This window comes from Micromonospora arida, assembly GCF_042873195.1.
Classification (GTDB): Bacteria; Actinomycetota; Actinomycetes; order Mycobacteriales; family Micromonosporaceae; genus Micromonospora; species Micromonospora arida.
Map to the genome: position 1 here is coordinate 111,591 of NZ_JBIALC010000004.1, position 19,437 is coordinate 131,027.

General features: G+C 67.9%; 14 protein-coding genes and 1 riboswitch. Of the genes, 9 read left to right on the top strand and 5 right to left on the bottom strand.

Going from position 1 to position 19,437, the window contains the following annotated elements; translation table 11 throughout:
* The first annotated feature begins 16 nt into the window (after positions 1-16).
* The 6 genes from ACFYP0_RS14785 to ACFYP0_RS14810 all read left to right on the top strand — a co-directional run bounded on the left by ACFYP0_RS14785 (position 17) and on the right by ACFYP0_RS14810 (position 5,854).
* Positions 17-895: a radical SAM protein gene (locus ACFYP0_RS14785; RefSeq protein WP_386996604.1), complete on the top strand. Its 879-nt coding sequence runs from the start codon at positions 17-19 to the stop codon at positions 893-895.
* A gap of 65 nt (positions 896-960) precedes the next feature.
* Complete coding sequence (locus ACFYP0_RS14790; RefSeq protein ID WP_386996241.1) at positions 961-1,479, top strand: phosphoribosyltransferase; 519 nt, start codon at positions 961-963, stop codon at positions 1,477-1,479.
* Complete coding sequence (locus ACFYP0_RS14795) at positions 1,476-2,573, top strand: glycosyltransferase family 4 protein (RefSeq protein WP_386996243.1); 1,098 nt, start codon at positions 1,476-1,478, stop codon at positions 2,571-2,573. The genes ACFYP0_RS14790 and ACFYP0_RS14795 overlap by 4 nt, the downstream gene beginning before the upstream one ends.
* The gene (locus tag ACFYP0_RS14800) at positions 2,573-3,445 is read left to right on the top strand and encodes a 5'-3' exonuclease (RefSeq protein WP_386996245.1); all 873 of its coding nucleotides are present in this window, start codon (positions 2,573-2,575) and stop codon (positions 3,443-3,445) included. Before ACFYP0_RS14795 ends, ACFYP0_RS14800 begins: the two co-directional genes overlap by 1 nt.
* 26 nt (positions 3,446-3,471) lie before the next feature.
* Complete coding sequence (locus ACFYP0_RS14805; protein WP_386996248.1) at positions 3,472-4,059, top strand: PIG-L deacetylase family protein; 588 nt, start codon at positions 3,472-3,474, stop codon at positions 4,057-4,059.
* A 421-nt stretch (positions 4,060-4,480) separates the two neighbouring features.
* Complete coding sequence (locus ACFYP0_RS14810) at positions 4,481-5,854, top strand: helix-turn-helix domain-containing protein (protein ID WP_386996250.1); 1,374 nt, start codon at positions 4,481-4,483, stop codon at positions 5,852-5,854.
* Between the two features lie 3 nt (positions 5,855-5,857).
* On the opposite strand, the gene ACFYP0_RS14815 is transcribed toward ACFYP0_RS14810, so the two are convergent.
* Positions 5,858-7,771, bottom strand: coding sequence for a S9 family peptidase (locus ACFYP0_RS14815; RefSeq protein ID WP_386996252.1), 1,914 nt, complete (start codon positions 7,769-7,771; stop codon positions 5,858-5,860).
* Positions 7,772-8,044: 273 nt separating this feature from the next.
* Here ACFYP0_RS14815 and ACFYP0_RS14820 point away from each other — a divergent pair, with 273 nt between their 5' ends.
* Entirely contained in the window at positions 8,045-8,737 is a 693-nt protein-coding gene (locus ACFYP0_RS14820) for a GIY-YIG nuclease family protein (RefSeq protein ID WP_386996254.1), read from the top strand.
* Here the strand turns inward: ACFYP0_RS14820 and ACFYP0_RS14825 are convergent.
* From ACFYP0_RS14825 to pglX, 4 genes are all read right to left on the bottom strand, one after another.
* The gene (locus ACFYP0_RS14825; RefSeq protein WP_386996256.1) at positions 8,734-9,672 is read right to left on the bottom strand and encodes a hypothetical protein; all 939 of its coding nucleotides are present in this window, start codon (positions 9,670-9,672) and stop codon (positions 8,734-8,736) included. The two genes, ACFYP0_RS14820 and ACFYP0_RS14825, sit on opposite strands and share 4 nt — an antisense overlap.
* Positions 9,673-9,844: 172 nt before the next feature.
* Positions 9,845-10,471, bottom strand: a complete 627-nt coding sequence (locus ACFYP0_RS14830; RefSeq protein ID WP_386996259.1) for a hypothetical protein — start codon at positions 10,469-10,471, stop codon at positions 9,845-9,847.
* Between the two features lie 4 nt (positions 10,472-10,475).
* Positions 10,476-10,596: riboswitch (SAM riboswitch) on the bottom strand.
* Positions 10,597-10,679: 83 nt separating this feature from the next.
* On the bottom strand, positions 10,680-10,904 hold the full coding sequence (locus tag ACFYP0_RS14835; RefSeq protein ID WP_386996261.1) for a hypothetical protein: 225 nt from the start codon (positions 10,902-10,904) through the stop codon (positions 10,680-10,682).
* 221 nt (positions 10,905-11,125) lie between these two features.
* Positions 11,126-14,407, bottom strand: coding sequence for a BREX-2 system adenine-specific DNA-methyltransferase PglX (gene pglX, locus ACFYP0_RS14840; RefSeq protein ID WP_386996264.1), 3,282 nt, complete (start codon positions 14,405-14,407; stop codon positions 11,126-11,128).
* Positions 14,408-14,572: 165 nt separating this feature from the next.
* Here pglX and ACFYP0_RS14845 point away from each other — a divergent pair, with 165 nt between their 5' ends.
* On the top strand, positions 14,573-14,776 hold the full coding sequence (locus ACFYP0_RS14845; protein ID WP_386996267.1) for a hypothetical protein: 204 nt from the start codon (positions 14,573-14,575) through the stop codon (positions 14,774-14,776).
* 442 nt (positions 14,777-15,218) lie between these two features.
* Complete coding sequence (gene pglW, locus ACFYP0_RS14850; protein WP_386996269.1) at positions 15,219-19,436, top strand: BREX system serine/threonine kinase PglW; 4,218 nt, start codon at positions 15,219-15,221, stop codon at positions 19,434-19,436.
* Position 19,437 lies beyond the last annotated feature (1 nt).

The window sequence follows — 19,437 nt, forward strand, 5'->3', positions numbered from 1 at the left end:
CGATCCCGCATCAGGAATGACACACCGCGCTCCCACCCCCATCGGGAGCGGCCGAGTCACCCTCGCCCAGGCCACGGTGACCGGCTGGCCAGCCGTTGCGCCCGGTGACCTCGGGCGGTCTACCCCGGACAGCATCTGCTGGTCGCCGATCGTTCGATGCAACCTGCACTGCCCGCAGTGCCTCGACGACACCACCGTGCGAGAGGCGGACACCGCTGATCGGCACCGGGTTGCCCACGTCCTCGCCGATGCCGACGTCCTCGGAGTCGATATCTCCGGCGGCGAGCCGCTGCTACTGCGAGACCTGCCCGAGCTGCTGGACATCGTCCGGGGCGGGCGCCGCAGTGCCGTCTCCATCACCACCAACGGCTGGCACCTGGCCCGACGTGCCGCCGAGCTGGCCGGGCACATCGACGCCATCCGGGTCAGCCTCGACGGCCCCGACGTGGCCCGCCACGACGCCATTCGAGGATCGCTGAGCTTCGCCAGAGCCATCGAAGGCATCCAGACCGCGGTCGCTCTGCGCATTCCCGTGCAAATCCAGACCGTGCTCATGCGCCGTACCGCTGGCTACCTGCAAGAGATGGTGGACCTCGCGGCCGGACTCGGGGCCTGCGGGTTCAGCGCCCTGCAGATGCTGCCCATCGGCGCCGGCACCGCTCTGCCCGACGAACTGCTCAGCGACGACGAAGCCCTGACGCTGTTCACCGCACTGGACGTTCCCGAGCGGCTCAACATGCGGCTGCGTACCCGCGACGTCGCCGGCAACTTCACCGTCATCCGCGCCGACGGCCGAGTCTGGCGCAACGACAGCACCGCCCTCAACATCGGCGGCCTGCACCCCCTTCGCAGCGCCACCGACCTCGCCCTCAGCGCTCGGGAAGGCACCCCATGAACATCTCGCCGGCGCACCAGCCACCTGCCCGCCCGCGCACGTTCCGCCACCAACGGATCCTCCGCATGCAGCTTGACGCATACGAGCGGGCGATCGAGGTGCTGGCCGACGCCGTCCGGCAGCGGAACTGGCCGATCACCGCGACCATCGGCATCGCCAACGGCGGCCTCGCCCCAGCACGGGGCATCAGCGAACTCCTGCACATCCCGAGCTACCACGTCAACGCCAAGCACAACCCCACCGACGCCACCTACACCGAAGCGACGGGCACCGTCACCTACGACCTCAGCCCCCTCACCACCCGACCGGCTAGGCGCAGCCTTGGCGGCACCGTCCTGATCGTCGATGACATCTGCGGCACGGGTGCCACCTTCGCCACGCTGCTGCCCGAACTCGGCGTGCACCTCGGCCCGGACGTAGCCCTGCGCACCGTGGCGTTGTGCCGCAACGCTGGGGGTGTCTTCGACCCGGATCTGTGGATCTGGACTGTCGACGACTGGGTCTGGTTCCCCTGGGAACCCACACTCGCCGCCGAAACAACGGTCGCGGACCTGCCTATCCCGAGCCGGGTACGGACCGCATGACCATCGCGTTCGTCCTCGCCTCCTGGCGGCCCGATGTCCCGGCCGGGATGGAACGTGCGGTCATCGCGCACGCCGTCGGCCTCCAGCAGATCAACGCTGAAGCCGTCATCGTGACCGCCGACCCGGCGGCGCCACCGACCTACCGCAACGTACCCATCGAGCGGATGCGCAGCCTCGACGTACAGTTCCCCTGCGATGACACCACCCTGCGCGCGGCGATCGACGCATCCGCCACCGCCATCGGCGAGGAGCTCGAGCGGCTGTTCCGGCGACGTCAGGTACGCGCCGTCGTCTACGTCGACGCCCTGTGGGGACTCGGCCGGATCATGCCGACCCGCCCCCGCATCCGCACCGTCCTCGCCGCACACGTCATCGGCCACGACGTGGACCTTCAAGCAGCACTGGCCCGTCGCCCTGATGCCATCATCGCGCCCTCGGCCACGGTGCTGACCGAGGCGGCAGTCCGCGGCTACGACAGCAGCAGTTGGAGCGTGGTGCCGAACGCCCTGCTCACCGTGCCCGAGCCCCGACCTGGCAGTTACCGCGAGGATCTCCGGGCCAGCGGTCCCGTTCGCGTCCTTGCCCGGCTCGGACCGGAGAAGGGCGTCGCTGAACTGCTCGAACCGATCAGCGTCCTCGACCGGCCCATCGAGGTTGCGCTCGCCGACGCACCATTCGAGCTGGCCGTTGGCAGCCAGGAACAGGTACGCCGCAGGTGCCGCGCCCTGGTCGCAGAGACACCCGGCGTGACCCTGCTGCCCGGTCTCGCCTGGCACGAGGTCCCGCCCTGGCTCGCCGACGCCAGCGTCGTCATCGTCCCGTCCCGGGCCGAAACGTTCGGCCTCGTCGCGCTGGAAGCCATGGCCGTCAGCACTCCGGTCGTTGCCTACGACGTCGGGAACCTGCCCCACCTGATCGGCGACGGTGGCGTCATCGTGTCGCACCGGTCCCGTCCCGACAGCCTGTGGCGCGCCGCCCAGCACCTGCTGGCCGACCCGATAAACTACGCCGCAGCATCACGGGCCGCGTACTACCGCTCGCGGGACTATTGGCCCGCCCTTGTCGCTAACCAACTCTTGAAGGTGGTGAGCTGATGGGCGGCTCTGTCCTGCCATCCGCACCCGAACCCTGTCCGCTCCTGCTCGTCGACGGACACAACCTGCTCTGGGGCGCCACGTTCGGCTTCCCCGCCGAAATCCGCTCTCGTGACAAGACACGTCTACTCACCGGCGTATTCGCGTTCTTCGCCCTGCTCCGCGTCGCCATCCGCGAAGACCTCACCGATCAACCCGAGGTCATCGTCGTGTTCGACGGCCAGTACGGCGGCAGCGACCGCAAAGAAGTCGACCCCACCTACAAGGCCCAACGGCCCACCGATCCGGCCGCCCTGGCCCCGATCCAGTTCCTGCCCGACGTGAAGCGCGGCCTCGACCAGCACGGCATCGTCTGGACCGAACTCGACCACGCCGAAGCCGACGATGTCATCGCCACACTCGTCCGCATCACACTGCAGCCCCGCGAGATTGTGATCATGTCTCGCGACCGCGACTACTACCAGCTCGTCACCGACCGCGTCCGCGTCCTCAACACCAAGATGCACCCTGGCAAGCGCTACATCGGTCCCGCCGACGTCATCGCCCGCCACCAGGTCACACCCGCCCAGTGGGCGGACTTCCGCGCTCTCACCGGCGACCCCGCCGACAACATCCCGGGCATCCACGGCATCGGTGCCAAGACCGCCGCCACCCTCCTCGCCGACGGCTTCACCCTTGACGACCTGGCTTCCTCCGACCGTCTGGACACCGGACGGGGACGCCTCGTCCGGGTACAGCTCGGCCTGGCCCGCAAATGGCGGGACATGATCCGCCTCAACCACGAGCTGGACGTTCCCGTCATTCCCGCCGGCCAGCAGAGTCAACTCCTGCCCGCACCGGCGGAGATCGTTGAGGGACTGGGCCTGTGGTGACGCCCGGCTCCGTCCTGCTCACCCTCATGGCGCACCCGGACGACGCCGAACTCTGGGCAGGCGGCACCATCGCCCGCCAGGTCCGCGATGGAGGCACGGCCGTCATCGCCGTTCCCCACCACGATGCAGTCCGCGACGCCGAGGCCACAGTCGGCGCACGCCTGCTCGGGGCTGACCTCTACCTCATGGACCAGCTCTCTGTCTCGACCGTCGCCACCGTGCTGAGGGAAGTCCGCCCCGACGTACTGATCACCCACCCGACGAACGACATCCACCCCGAACACCGCCGATGCGCCGAGGCGGTCCTCAGCGCCCTGCCCGACGTCGTCATCAGCACCGGGCGCCCAAAGCGGGTCTACCAATGCGACGGCTACAACAACCTCGACCAGCACGGTCGCCCAATGGACCTGCCGATCATCGTCGACGTCGGTGACCAATGGCCCACCAAGCTCGACGCCCTCCGATCCCACACATCCCAACCGATCCTCGATCACTTCGGCCCGATGGCCGAGGCGCTCGGGAAGCTGCACGGCCGGCGGATCAACGCCACGTACGCGGAGGCGTTCCGCGCAGTGCCAATACTCGGCCAATTGCCAGCGGCCACCGGGCTTTGACTGCGTGGCTCAGAGCCTGGACCGAGCGATCACCAAAGGCACAGACGCGGCGGAGTCCTCGCCGGCCACCGCTGAGCGGCAGTGAGCAAGCTCGGCTCCGTCGCCCGTGCAGCGTTAGCCGCGGTGACCTGCGGCATCAGCGGCGCGAGCACGGTCAGCCAAGGCACGCTGGCGAGCTTGTCCCGCTGGCGGCCCTTAGCACTACCGGCCGGTCCTGCCCCGCCACGAGGACCGGTGGGTGTTGTCGTACATCCCCGCACCGGGCTCCTGCGCGATTCTCCGCTCAACGCCCACGACCAGCCTCTTTAGGCAATGGCCGCGTCTCTTGCCGGTGACAAATCGTAGTAACATCAGCGTTCGTCGACCTCTGCCGCCTCTGCACCTGGATGCAGTAGCTGCGACGCACTCGAAGGGATGCGCCATGGGGCAGACGCCGCGGGCATTGGAGGCGTTCGCGTCGCAGCGCCACTTCTTCGGCGCCGAGCTCCGTCGCCTGCGCGAAGCGGCCCAGTGGTCGCAGGCGAAGCTCGGGGCGATGATCTGCTTCAGCGCGGACCTGGTGCGCCGGGTGGAAACAGCGGACCGGTTCCCATCCCGCAAGTTCGCTGAGGCGTGCGACGCGGCACTCTCGGCTGGCGGCGCTCTCACGCGGATGTGGCCGCTAATCGAGGAAGAGCGTCGCAGGACCCGAACGATTCCAGGAACGGCCAGCCCTTCTGCGGGCGGCACCGCAGACCACCCGAAGGTTGGCGAACGCGCCGAGCTGGTCAGGCGGGTACCTTTTCAGCCCGGCGTCCTCGATCGCGCCGCATTGGAATGGCTGACCGCTGAAGTCGGCTCGCTGACGCAGAGGGTCGACGCTCCGGCCCGTTCGGGGTGGGTGTCGGAAGAAGATATCCAGGCTGCGGAGACCTCGCTGGCGATGTTTCGCGAGCTGGACCACACCTTCGGGGCCGGCCGAGTCCACGCCCAGGTGCAGCACTACATCGAGGGCGAACTCAACCAGCTGCTGGCGGCCTCGCCCGCGAACGAGGCCGTCCGTGTCCACCTGCAAGGGCTCGCGGCGGGATTCTTTGAGCTGTGCGGGTACCAGGCGGTCGACACCGGCGCCTACGGTCTGGCCCAACGCCGTTATCTACGCGCCCTCCGGCTGGCCCAGTCCGCCGGTGACCGCGTGTACGGCGGATACCTGCTCGCGGTCAACATCGCTCATTTGTCCCTGCATTGCAACCACCCCGAGCCCGCGCTACGGATGGCGCTCGCGGCATTGACGGGCAGCGAGACCCACGCCACCCCGGCCGTGCGGGCGGCGCTGCACGCCGTGGCCGCCCGCGCCCAGGCCCGCCTCGGGCGCGAGGCGGCCTGCGCCGCCCACCTCGGCGTCGCGGAACGGCAGCTTGCCCGTAGCCGGGCGGGCGAGGAGCCGCCGTGGATTCGCTACTTCACCGCCGCCTACCTGGCCGACGAACTCGCCCACTGCTTCCACGACCTCGGCCAGCCCCGGCAGGCGCAACGGCACCTCGGCGCAGCCCTCGCCGGGCTTCGTCCGTCGCACGTGCGCCGGCTCGCGATCGACACCGCGCTCCTCGCCTCGTCATTGGCAACGGCCGGGCGGATCGACGAAGCCTGTGCCACAGCGCGCACTGCGGTTGACCACGCCGCCGCGACCCTGTCCCACCGCTGCGTGCAACGCATCGTCGACGTCCAGGTCGACCTCGATCCCTACCGGGGCGAGCCGGAAGTGCAGGAACTCGGCGAGTACGTGCGGCACCGGCTACCGTCCGCAGTGGTGTAGCCGTCAGCCGGACGCCATTTCGGCCATCGCCGAGCGGTAGTGGGCAAGCTCTGCTTCTAACGCCCGGGCAGCATGAGCCGAGGTGGCGACGTAATGCCCAACACCGTCGAGCAGCATCAGCTCATGCGGCGCGCCCCGATTCTGCAACTCGTCGGCGAGTTCCCGCACGTCGTCGGCGGTCGCTACGTCGTCGGCGGTGCCGTGGATCATCAGGACGGGTCGGCGGATGTCCTCTGCACGAACTCGCCCGGCGCCACCGCGCAGCTGGGTCGCGTGTGCGCGCTGGAATCGAGGCACGGTTTCCGCCCAACGCTCGGGATCGACGATCGCTGACACGGCGGTTGCCGCGATGAACGGACCGTCCTGTGCAACCGCGTGTAACGCGGTATACCCGCCTGCGCTGGCTCCACGGATGAACACCGCCTCCGGGACCGCCCGGCCCTCGGTCAGCAGAAATTCGGCGGCAGCACGGCAGTCCACCACGTCGTCGATGCCCCAACGGCCGTAGAGGGCCTGCCGAAATACCCGCCCGTACCCGGTACTTCCGGTGTAGTCGACGTCGACGACAGCGAACCCGCGGCTGGTGAAGAACTGCGCCTGCCAGTCCAGCCGCACCAGGCTGGAAGCCGTCGGACCCGGGTGCGCCCGTACGATGACGGGCGCACACCAGTCCGGCGCTGCCCCGGTTGGCGGATATACCAGCGCCACCACCTCCCGGCTGCCCTCAACCAGGATGCGCAGCTCCACCGGCGTCGACACCGCCAGCCCGTCAAGCCCCGGATGCTCGGCCCGAGCCAACACCTCCACACGCGGCTCGTCGCCCAGGTGCACCAGCGCCACCTGCGGGGCCACTTCCGGTGACGATCCCACCAAGGCCACCGACGCGCCGCCCACCGCGAGGTACGGCTTGATCGACGTGTAGGGCAGCTTCACCGGGACGACCGCTCCCGCACGATCAACGACGGCCAGGCGGTGGCGCGGTCCCTCCTGCACCACCATCACAATCCGGCCATCAGCCAGGAAGTCGTAAGAGACGTAGCCCAGCTCCCACGGCTCGGCCGCGCACTCGGCCGCCACCGGAGCCACCGGCTCCACCGATTCTCCATCCCAGCGATAGAGGTTCCACCAGCCGCTGCGATCCGACGCGAAGTACAGGGCGGCGTCCGGCCCCCACCGCGGCTCCACCACGGACTCCGTCGGCCCGCCTGCGAGCTTCACCGGATCGCCGAGCAACCCGTCGGCACCATAGGGCGCCACCCACAGCTCGCTCGAGTCCCACGGCATGTCCCGCTCACTCCACCGCAACCAGGCCAGCATTCCCGGCCCGGGTCGCGGAGCCCCGAAGAATCCCGACGTCTCCGCAAGCACCCGCATCACCGGGGCGCCGACGAGCGGAACCGCCACCAGGGCGTCACCGTCGTCGGTCTCCCGTACAGCGAGTAGCTCGCCGTTGCCGATCGTCAGGTCACCGAACGACGACGAGTCCTCCGCCATCAGGCTGACGTTGCCTTCGGCTACCCGGTAGAGGCCGTTCGCGCCGGCGCACCACACCTCGTCGCTGCTTGGGGCGTACGTGCCACCGCCGTAGGCGTGCACGCTGCTGCTCACGTCGAACCTCGACGGAGTTACGTCGGCCGCGCCGTCGTCTGCCGACCACCGCACGAGGGTCGGGCCGCTCCCGGAGCTCGGACGGGACTCCAGCCAGTACAGCGCATCCCCGACCCTGCGCAGTTGGTCGAAGCCGATTGACGCGCGAACGGCGCTGGCCGCAGAGACGGCATCAGATTCTGGTGCCAACTCCACGGACTCCTCCTCGGGCGACCGCCGCCAGCGATCCGTCGTGCTGATCCATGGCGGTGAAACAGGGATGCCATTGTCACCCACCCCCGGCCCGGCGAGCCGGACGCGGGCCAGCACGTGGGCGATCGCCAGACCCTCCTCGCGGGTAGGGCCGGAGACCACGCAGAGGTCATCTTGCCCGCTCCGGTCTCTCGGCCTGTAGTCGCGTGTGTTCCTTCGCAGGCGGGCGGCCTTCCGTCCGGGCTCCGGCTCGGCGGCCAGCGAGTCGTGTTGGATACTCTTCCCGCTCATTCCGGCCGCTGCTGAGGTGGCCGGGATCGCCGCATCCGACGGCGCATGCAGCTACGGGAGGGGGAGGCGGTCGTGGCATCTCCAGTTCAAGACCACCGCGTGCAGGTCGTGCAGAAGTGGGGCTTCGGGATGGCCCCCGTCAAGCCCGAGGTTCAGCAGAAACGACGTCAGTCGGTAGCGGCCGTGCTGAGCTACCTGCAGAACGACCCGATTGAGTCCAGCCCGTCACTGCTGGAGGCCCTGTCGGAAGTCAAGGGGCTCTACTCGCGCTGTCACAAGCAGGACCAGTGGGACTGGTTCACCGTGTGGCAACAGCTGGGCCGCCCCGGACGTAAGCGCTGCCTACAAGTTGGTGACGCGCTCAGTCGCCTACGCACCGCGATCAGGGATGGCGACGATGCCACAGCTGCGAAGCAGCTCACGCTCCTGACTGACGCGGACGTGCAGGTCCATCTGGCCGGACTCGTCGGGGAACAGCCGCGTGAAATACGAGGAGCTGGCTACATCTACGTGCTGTCGACTCGCGAGCAGCCTCGGATGCTGAAGATCGGCTACACCGAGCGAACCGTCGAGGAGCGGGTGAGGGAGATCAATCGGGCGACAGGCGTCGTTATCCCGTATGGCGTGCGCGCTTTGTGGGTGGTCGCGGATGCTCCGTCGGTGGAGGCCGAGCTGCACGATCGATTGGCGCCCTACCGGGTGCGCAAGGACCGTGAGTTCTTCGACCTCGACTTCCGCGACGCGTCCGCCCTCATTCAGGGCTACCTAGATGGTCTCCGACGCGAGGACTAACGCGATCGCCCGTGGAGCAGCTGATGGAAGGCGACACGTTCTTCCTTCAGGTCGACGGGCCGGCCCGCCAACTCAGCCAGGAGTTCGGTTAGGCGCCAGGTCGTCAGGTGTGCGTAGCGGGCGTTGTAAACGCCGACGGCTTCGATGGCGAACTCGTCAGCGAAGTCCAGCAGTACGTAGCCGAGCAGCTGCATGATGGTCGGCGCTTCCAGTGATGACCGCCGTGTCCCGTCGCGGCGTTTGCTGCCGAGGCCCGTCTTGAGTTCGAGCAGCAGACCTGCGGCGATCAGGTCGGCGTCGGCGTTCATCAGCGATGATCCGGCGAAGGTCGGCCCGAGGGCCCACGCTCCATGCCGTGCCGACAGGGGCGGCACGAGGCTTCGCTCGGCGAAGGCGCGCAGAGCCTGGAGCTCGTCGAGGGCCGCGGGTGGGGCGAGCTCAAGGAGCTTCTCGGCGGTGATGGACCTTGGGGCCAGGGCCATCAACGGGGATCCGGGTGTGGAATCGACCCGGTACAGGTCGGTGAGGAGCGCCAGCGCCCAGCACGCCCGGGCAACGAGTTGATGGTCGGCTTCGCTGCCTGCGCCCGGCCCGGTGAACCGGTAGGTCCCCACGCTGTCGCCGCTTTGGGAGTAATTCAGCGTGCGTGCCAGTTCGTGGACCGCGTGCCGGAGTGGGGGAGTGCGCGCGCCGAGCAGTGCCAAGCGCAGATCCGGACTGGGATGCACCATGAAGCGCACCATCCAGTCGAAGGCCGAGCCGATGGTGCCAGGGTTCGCCTGGCTCCCAGGCACGACAAGGGAGCCCACGGATTCCCGATACCGTGCCTGCAGGTCCTGCCAGCGGCCGAACCGCTCCTGAATGAACAATCTCGCTGGCGAGGCTCTGTTGCTCAATGCCACGGTCAGCGCCGGCCAACCACTGGTGATGGTCATGCTTCGGCCACCGGGCACCGACGTCACTGCCCGCCACCGTCCATCATGGCCGGATGCTATCGAACGGCGCGGCATCCGAGCTGCCGGTTATCACCGGACCTTCGATGGACGATGACCAGCGCGACCGCTGTTGGCGATTCGGATACCCAACAGCAGCCGGCTGGACTGGCGGTCAACGCGCGGTGGACAGGAATTCGGTCTGGGCCTGCCGGAGGCTGCTGAGGTCGTTGGGCACGGGCATGACGCCGTAGCGGTCGAAAGCGTCGACGCTCGCTCCAAGCGAGGGCGGCGACTGCCGCTGCCACTCGGCCAGCGGCAGGCTCGAAGCAATCACGCGTAGTGGCTCGGCGAGCCGGGCGAACTCCACCTGCTGCCACTCGCGCAGCTCGTTACAACGCCGTGCGGAGGCCACCAGCGAGGCAGCGACCTCGGTGGTCGTGGCCGTCTGCCGCTGGGCCACGTCGCCGTTCATGAGCGAGTGCCGGCCCAGCGGCAGTGCGGCGCGGTGGCCGTACCGCTCGCCGACGACCTGCGAGACGTGTCGGCAGGTTTCGCAGGCCAGCCACGACCACCGGGTTCGGGTGGTCACCGTGTCCCGGACACACAACAGGCACAGGTCGAGGTCACTAGGGATGTCCTGGCCCTGCCACTGCTGCTCCCACTCCGGTGTACGTGGCTGGCAGCGGCACCGCTGTTCGCGCGGGGCGCCGTCGCGGAGGTGCCCGCAGGTCAGGCAGACCGCGAAGGCGGCCAGGTCCAGTTCGTCGAACGGCACGATGAACTCGCTTTCCGGTGCCATGAGGCACCCGCTCTTGCCGTGCCGCGGCTTGCGGTCGGCCTGGTCTTCCCCCGGAGGCACCGTGCGCGGGTGGCGCGGTTGCCGGGTCAGCAAGCCGAGGGGCTTGACGCTGACCACTCTTGACGCCCAGGAAGCATAGAGATCATCGAAGCCGGGAGCAACCCCGGACAACACGCGGGGGAGACCTGAGCAGACGGCGGTGGCGGATCTATCCGTCGGCGGCGAGTCGGAGCCGGGCAAGCAGGTCGGCGACTTCCCGGGTCAGCTCATGGTCTGGGCCGTAGACCACGCAGAGGTCGTCGTGCAGCGGTTGCAGCTCGTCCGCGGCCTCGGCGGCCTTGTCATCGGAGATCAGCAGTATGCCGATGTTGAAACGTAGGTCGAGAGCCGTGGGGGAGACGTCGCCGGAGGTGGCGCGTACGTGTGTCAGCACCTGCCGGAACTGGCGCAGGGCCGTCCCCGAACCGGTAGACGCCCTCAGGCAGGCTGACCGTTGAAACGACGATCTACCTGGCCCGCTCGACTGCGCCCGCAGGATCGGGCAGATCGGTACCGAGGGCCGGTACGTCAGTGAAGAGCCCCGGTAGGGTGGAGCCCGAAGGATCATCATGTGGATAGTTCTGGTGGTCAGATGGCCTGACTGAGCTACATCGATCAGCTCTGCTTGCGGGGACGCCCGCGCTTCGATTTCAGGGGACGCCAAGCGCGTAGATCCTCCTCGGTGACATCCCACCGGACCATCAAGTCGTCTAGCAGGGTGCGGTGGCTCCCGTACTGCTGGTCGCTACACCATTGCTTCACCCACGGCAGCAACTCCAGCAGGCCGGCGAGCAGCGGAACGCCGTCCTCGCGAGTCGGTGCGGCTGACGCGAGGTCGGATAGCACCATTGCCCGGTCCTCGACGGGCCAGCCGGCCCACCCCACCATGGCGTCCTTGATGGCGCCTCCCGAGCGCGCATAGGACACGAACCGTTCGCCAGGCACGTCGTACTTGCCACGGTGCCGCCAGTAGCTCACCTTCAGGAAGTCGGCGCTGCTGTATTTCGGTGGCATCGGGGCCGGCCCAGTAAGACCCAAGTCCTGTTCCCGTTGTAGCCGCCACGTCTCCTCCCACTGAGCGCGCTTTGCGATGCCCGAGTCTCGATAACGTAGGGCGGCGAGGTGGGGGACGACTTCGTCCGCGAACAGGTCCCTTACGACGTCGACTAGCGGTTGGCCTGGTGCGTACAGCTCAGCCGCCTGGACGAACGCTGGATCCTCGCCCAGCAGCTCGGCTAGCTCCACGATTGTTCGCGGTCGGGCACGCCTTGCGCCGTCTGCGTTGTCGTACCAGAGCTCGGCCGTCTCACACCTGTCGAGCAACCAGGTGCGCACCGCTCCGGCCGCCATGGCGTCCCAGCCGGGGGAGGCCCATCGTCGTTTGAACTCCGGCCGTTCCAGAGTCCGCAGCCGACTGTCCCGCTGCATCGCGTCGATGCGCCGCTCGACCACCTCACGGTAGGACGCTGGCCAGTGGGCGGGGAGATCGGTGGTCGGAAGAGCGCCGTGCCGCACAAACCAAGCAGTGTCCAGCTCGCCGGCGACCATCTGTCGGGCCATGACGATCTCGAATGCTCGCTCGCCGAAGGCCAATGGTGGAACGGCGGAGGCAGCGGCCAACAGGCCCTCGTCCTCGGTCACGCCATACCGGAGATAGACCTCCCAGTCCAACTCCTCCTGCAGGGCCACCATGCGGGCGCGGACAGCTTCCCAACGGGAACGAGCCGTGGAGAACCCTTCGCGGCTTGGGGACTGGTGGCGCACTACCGCTGCGGGAGTGGTCTCAGACAGCTCCCGAGCGAGCCGGTCCAACTCATCGGCGTACGTGGTGCGCAGCTTCTCGGGCAATGGGAGCTCGCGCAGCCGGGTGGCGGCGATCTCGTAGAAGGTGTCCCAGTGTTCGCCGGTGCCAGTCTGGTCGAGGCCCGGCCTGCCCTTGCTGTTGCTGCCCTGCTTTAGCCAGAAGCAGACCGAGGAACTGTTGAGCCATGCGGTCAGGTCGGTGCGGCGCTGTGCCGCGTCGGGGGGGAGCTCGATGATCGGCGCGGAGTGCAGTGGCACCTCATCCCTGTGCAGGGCGGCGAAGTGGTTGTGGGTGGCAACCCAGGAGTATGTGATCAGCCGGTCGTGGGTGCCCCTCCGACCGACGAACTGATGCCAGTCGTACCAAGGCCTTCCGCTCTTATTGGCAGATCCCTCGAAACCGGATGGGCGGTTCCGCAGCACCAGACCGTATGGCCACAGCCGTCGTAGATGCGCGGGATGCTGTTCGATCGAGACGATGTCGCCCGATGAATCGTACGGGCAGAAAGCGTAGCGGTCGGCCTGGGCGTTCCAGTCCCGGACCTCGGAGCCGGAGATAACGCCCACGAGGGCGTCGTCAGCAGGAATTCCGAGCGTCGCGAACGTGTGACGTGGCGCGGTGAAGATGTCATCCGATCCCGTGTTGGCGAAGTATCCAATTCGCACCACATAGTCGTTCAGCCGACGTGGCGCAGCGGCAATCCCCGCGAGGACCTCGGCCGCCTCGCTTGTCGCAATCGTCAGCGGAAACGAGCGGAGTTGCTCTCGGCTGACGTAGCGAGATTCCGACCACGTGTCGGCGCGACCAGGATGCGCCGTCTGTCGCAGCAACGATCGCCAGACCGGCGCCCGAGCGGGATCGGACGGGACGGCCGGCTCGCCGCGCAGTCCGGCCACGGTGAGCACCGGCGCCGCGTCAAGAGGCGGCTCGTTGCGGCCGATCAATATCACGGTGGGCGTGCCGTGGCCTGGGATGAACGCGCCCGAAGTGTCGATGATGTGCGTGAGGGCGACCCGGTGCCCGAAGAACTCCTCGACGAGCCTTCGACCGAACTCGCGCTTCATGAACGAGTTGGATGTCAGTTGACCAACCCGGCCACCGGGCCGAGCCAACTGGAAAAGCCTCTGCGAGAAGGGGATCGTGAGGGCGTACCTGCCGACGCAGGCGTCGTACCGGGCGCGGTAGACCTCATCAAGGATTTTGTCCCGCACGGTGGTGTAGGGCGGGTTGCCTACCACCACGTCGAAGTCGCCACCGAAGGGGTCCTCGACCAGCGAATCGGCGACGGCTACCGAGAATCGCCAGTCGAATCGGGCAACCTCGCTGAGCTTCGTGGCGCCACACGCGCGCACCGCAGCCATGAGCAGGCGGAACCGGGTGATAGCCACGGCGAGAGGGTTGAGATCCACCCCGTGCACGCAGCGCAGCGCACGACCGACCAGATCCTCGACAGCAACCGTGGGAGCGGCCCGCTGCCAGACGGAAAACAGCCGCGAGAATGCCGCCAGGACAAAGTGCCCCGACCCGCAGACCGGATCCATCAGGCGGAGGGCCTCATGCCCACGCTCCTGAAGGGCAGGTTCAAGCGTGAGGTCCAAGATGAACTCGGTGACGAAGGCAGGCGTCTGCAGTAGGGCGTACTGCTTGCTGGCGCTCTCGTCGATGACCTGGTAGAGATCGCCTAGGAAGCGGGTGTTCAAGTCCGTGGTGGCGAGGTCGTGGGCCATTCCGCCGTTCGCGTCGGGGCGGTTCCAGAAGGCGACCAGGTCGCCGGCCATCTGGTCCGAGACCGGCAGGTCGAAGATCGGGTTCTGACTGCGGTCAAACAGCCCGGTCCCCGGATCGACGGCCGCGAAGGACTCGAACCGGGAGAGGAGCCACGGCAGCTGCTGGTCCGGAGCCGCAGGTGCCGACTGTCGATCGATCAGGCGGTTGTCCTCCGCGAACCGCACGAACAGAGTGCCGAGCACCCACCCGACCGCTGCTTGGTCGACCTGCTCGTCCGAGACGTCGCTGGCCCCGGACGTGCGTAGGTCCTCTTGGACAAGCCGCACGAGCCGGCGCAGTTGGGTGGATAGCTCCGCGGTCGACACGCTGAGACCCGCCTCCTGAATATTCGCATCGTGTTAGAACACTGCTACTCTACCCCCACAGCTTCCCCTCCGTCGCACGCCACTCGCCTTCGACAGGCACGGACGTGCACCGGTGCCCGACAAGCATCCGGGAACAGCCGGAGGCCACGAAAGGACGGATCGGCAATGACTCCTCCGACGCGCCCCCTCTGGCTCGCGGTGATCATCGTCTTCAGCCTCATGGTGGGCGCGGCCGCCGGACTGCTGACGGGGATGAGCTCGCGAGATCCGGTCGCCGGGATCTTCACCGGGGCCGCCGGCTTCACCGGCACCGTGCTCCTCCTGCTGGCGATAGCGGCATTCCTCACTGCTACGCCCGACCGGCCCTGAGGTTCGGATCCACCGCCTGAGCCGCCCGCGAGCCGCTGGACCATGCCGGTCCAGCCGCGCTCGCGCGGTAGGCCCTTTGTGGATGTGCTGGGGCGCTCGGCATTGGATTCGGACACGCCCGCTCCGCAGTCGACGTCCGTAAATCGCCCATACCCGCCAACACCATCCGAATTCGAATACCCGGCTCCGCCGCCCGAACAGGCTCTACGTCTTCGAGAGCAGCTTGAGCCGGCCAGCAGCACGGCCGTCACACCGTTGTTCAGCCATCCGTCTGAATGCCTCTGACCAATCAGCCAACACGATTCCCGCGGATGTACATCTCCCTCGTAGGGCGGCAACTTGCGGAGCGGAGACGATGGCCACCCGCTACTGACCGGGTATGCTCCTGCGGCCCGGGGCAGTAGGTTCGGGGACGAACCAGGTGCGGTGCGGAGGGTGAACGGTGGCAGAGGCTGGGCAGGACCGCTGGATCGAGGTCTCGCCCTCGCAATTTCCGCACGAAGCCGAAGGGTTGGCACTGGTCCGCGCGATCATGCCCGATGAGACGCCGTTTCGCGCCTGGTCGAACTTCGAGTTCCGCGATTCGCGGGGTCGATGGCACGAGGTCGACCTACTTTTACTCGGTCGCAAACAGCTCCACCTCATCGAGCTCAAGTACTACTCTGGCACCCTCCGCGGCGATGATCAGCGTTGGGCTCGCGACGGTCGGCGCCCCGAAGATTCGCCGCTCAAGCTGACCCGGCGCAAAGCGCAGTTTTTCGCGAGCAAGCTGAAGGACGAGCTGCGTCTGTGGGCGCAGGAGCAGAACGTTCAGATTCCCGACGAGCGAGACGTCATCCCGTTCGTGCAGGAGGCGGTGTTCCTGCACCATCCCGATCTGCGCTGCGTCCTCAGTTCATCAAGCACTATCAACCTCTACGGCCTGGATGACCACAGCTCCCGAAGCAACCTGGCCGAAATATCTGAACTGGTGCTCGAACCCGCGGGGCGGCGGGCGATCGGCCCGAACCAGGAACACATCCTGGTTAAGCTGCTTGAACGCATCGGCCTCGTACAACGCCGGGAGCGTGAGGCGGGGTCCTGGGTCATTGAGGACCAGGCCATCGACTCTGACGAGGGCTGGCAGGACTGGCTCGCCTACCACCGGGTGGTCCAGCAGGACCGTGCCCGGATCCGGTTCCGAGTCCTACCACCGGCCGCCGGCCAGCAGGAGCGGGCGTCGGCCCGGCAGATCGCGGAGCATGAGTTTCGCATCATGTCCCGGTTGCAGCACGACGGGCTGCTGCGCCCTCGTGACCTGGTCGAATCCGAACTCGGCATCGGGCTCGTCTACCCCTATGACCAGCAGTGGCAGCGTCTCGACCTATGGCTGGCCGGCCAGGATCAGGGTGTGCCGCTGGCAACGCAGTTGTCGATGATTCGCCAGATCGGCGAGGCGCTGCAGTACGCCCACAACAACAGGGTCGTACACCGCGGGCTGATGCCGCCTGCGGTCTGGGTGCGCCAGGTTCCCGGCACCCAGAGCGACGTCAAGGTGCGGGTCGGTGATTGGCAGGGCGCTGGCAGCGTCCAGAACGGCTCGGCCGCCAACTCTTCCCTCCATGGGGTGACCTCGCTGGTCGACGCCGCCCTCGCGAATCACGGACCGGGAGCGGCCGAGGTGTTCAGCGCCCCTGAAGGGGCGTGGAGCGCAGACGCCGACCGTATCCGGCTCGATGTTTTCGGCCTGGGGACACTCGCCTTCTACCTGATCACCGGGAGAGCGCCGGCACCCACCCGGAGCGCTCTCAAGCAACGACTGCGTGACCAGCACGGCCTTGACCTGGCGATCGAGCTGCCTCAGGTCCCGTCGACGTTGCGATCGCTCGTGCTCAAAGCAACTGATCCGGCGCCCAGCCGGCGGACGGCCGACGTCGCGACTTTCCTGTCGCAGCTCGCCGCGGCCGAGCGCGACTCCGCGACCTCAAGCGAGGAGACCGATCCGCTCGAGGCGACACCCGGTACGGTCCTCGATGGACGCTTCCGGCTGATCCGGCGCCTCGGGCAGGGATCGACTGCTGTGGGTCTGCTCGTGCAGGATCTGCACATCGACGGAAACGGCGAGTGTGTCCTGAAGGTGGCCCTCGACGACACCGCTGCGACCAGGCTCGACGATGAGGCGGAGGTGCTGCGTCGCCTCGACGCCCCACGCATCGTGAAAGTTCTCGAAGGACCGATCGTCGTCGGTGGCCGGCGTGCCCTTCTACTCGAAAGTGCCGGTCCGGAGACTCTCACGACCGCGCTGCGGGCGCGTACCCGCCTGTCAATCGACCTACTTGAACGATACGGAACCGACCTGCTCGACAGCCTCGTCACGCTGGACAAGGCCGGGATCGACCACCGAGACATCAAGCCTTCCAACCTGGGTGTACGGGAAAGCCGCAGCGACCGCACAAAGCATCTGATCCTCTTTGACTTCTCGCTGACCAGGGCCGCGGCCTCCGCTCTCCAGGCCGGTACCCCGCCGTACCTCGACCCGTTCCTCACCGGCACACGGGACCGGTACGACTCGGCCGCGGAACGATATGCCGCCGCCGTGGTTCTCTTCGAGATGGCGACCGGCAGCACGCCCGTGTACGGGGACGGCGAAGGTGATCCGGGGAGCATCCAGGAGGAGGCGACCATCCGGCCGGAGATGTTCGACACCACGCTGGCTGGCGACCTGGTCGACTTCTTCCGCAAGGCACTGGCCAGCGATGCCAGCGCCCGGCACCACACCGCGGAAGGAATGCGGGCCGCATGGCTGACGATCTTCGCGCAGGACGCCACGACCGAGCCGGACGAGTCCTACGACGAGCTGGCAGCTCAAGCCACACTGACCACCCCGCTGCGTGACTCCGGGCTGACTGCTCGCGCCTTGTCGGCGCTGGAACCCTATGGCGTCCAGACGGTCGGCGAACTGCTGACCGTCGACCCGGTGCAGCTGTCCCGCCTACAGGGCGTAGCGAACGCAACTCGTTTGCAGATCACCTCGCGTATCAAGGAGTGGCGCGCCCGGCTCGGGGCTGAGATCCGCACGACCGAACGTGGTGGCCCGGAGCTGACTCCCACCGACGCCGCCGATCTGTTGCTCCGCGTTGTCGCCACACCTCGCTCACCGTCACGCGGCGGAGTCGTCCGCCTGATCTTGGGATTCGACACGGCACTCGATGCCTTTGCGACGCACGCTCAGCTCGGAGCGAACCTCGACGAGCCGGTGCAACAGTCGCGCATCACGACGCTGCTCGGAACCCTGCAAGAGCGGTGGGCCGGGGACCGTGATGCGCGGGCGCTCCTCGACCGCTTGGCTGACGCCGTCTCGGTCCGCCTCACGGAACTCGGCTCGGTCGCAACGGTCGCCGAGTTGACTCGTACGGTGATCGAAAAGCTCCGGCCCGGAACGCATCCGGACGAGCGGCTGGCTCGTGGCCTGCTCCGCTTCGCGTTGGAACGTCGTAAGGCGATGAACAAGGCCGACGGCTCGCAGCCGCCCGTCTGGGTCCGCCGGCGCGGGGGAGTGGTCACGCTGCTGGCCGAGGATCAGGCGCTGTGCGATGTCGCCGAGTCACTCGCCGCGGAGGCGGACCGCCTGGTCAACGCAACCGGCGTCACCGCGAACGCGGTCATTCCGGCCCAGCGCGCGCAAGCACGCCTCGAAGCGGCCGTCCCCACCGAGAGCGGATGGCCGACCGCCCTTGCCGACCCGTTGCGTCGGGTGACTCTGGCCGCCGCCGCATCGACCCACGCGGCTGCTTCAGGCGCCGGCGATCTACACCACCGCGCGTTCACCGCGGTCGCGGCTCTGGCCCAGACGTTTGCGGACTTCGGCGGGCAGCAGCTCACCCCGGATGAGATTCGCGAACGAGTACGGGTCCGGTTCCCCGCAGCGCCGGAACTGCCGCGGAGGCCGGCGCTCGACAGCCTGATCGCGGATGCTGGCCTCGGCTTGACCTTCGACGACCGGCTGCGGGTCTACCGGGCCCTCCACACCGGCGCTGCGACAACCGGGCTGGATTCCCGGCCCGCGACCAGTCTCGCGACGACCACATCCCCGGTAGGCACCACGGGCGCGCTGGGTGCCAGGCTGGAAACCTCGATCGGCAGCCGATCGTTCCTCGCGCTCGGCGCCCGCGCCGATCGTCTCGATCGGCTGATCGATGCGGCCCAATCCCGGTACGGGGCGACGACGGTCGACCTGACCGGAGCGTTGCTGGGCGCGCTGCGCTCGGTGTCCGAGGCCGCCAACATGCCTTGGGACCTGGTGCGTGCCGCCGACGCCGAACGGGAGTCGAGTCGTCCCCGACGCGGTTTGGAAGAGCTGGTTCGCAGATCCTGGCCCGAGGTCGAGGCCGCCGTCGAGCGGGCGCTCACGGCGGGACGTGAGGACTCGCCCGTGCTGCTCACGGATGCCTCGCCGCTCGCCCGCTACGACAACATGGCGCTGCTCACCCGGTGGACCGACCTGGCAGCCCCGCGCCACCGTGCAGTCTGGCTGCTCGTGCCGCAACTCAACGGCAACCACGGCCCTGTGATTGACGGCCGGCCGGTCCCGCTCGCCGCACCCAACCAGTTCGTCAACCTCGACAACGAGTGGATCGACAGCACGGCTGCCCTGAGCGCAGCCGCCCAGAAGGAGCAGTAGC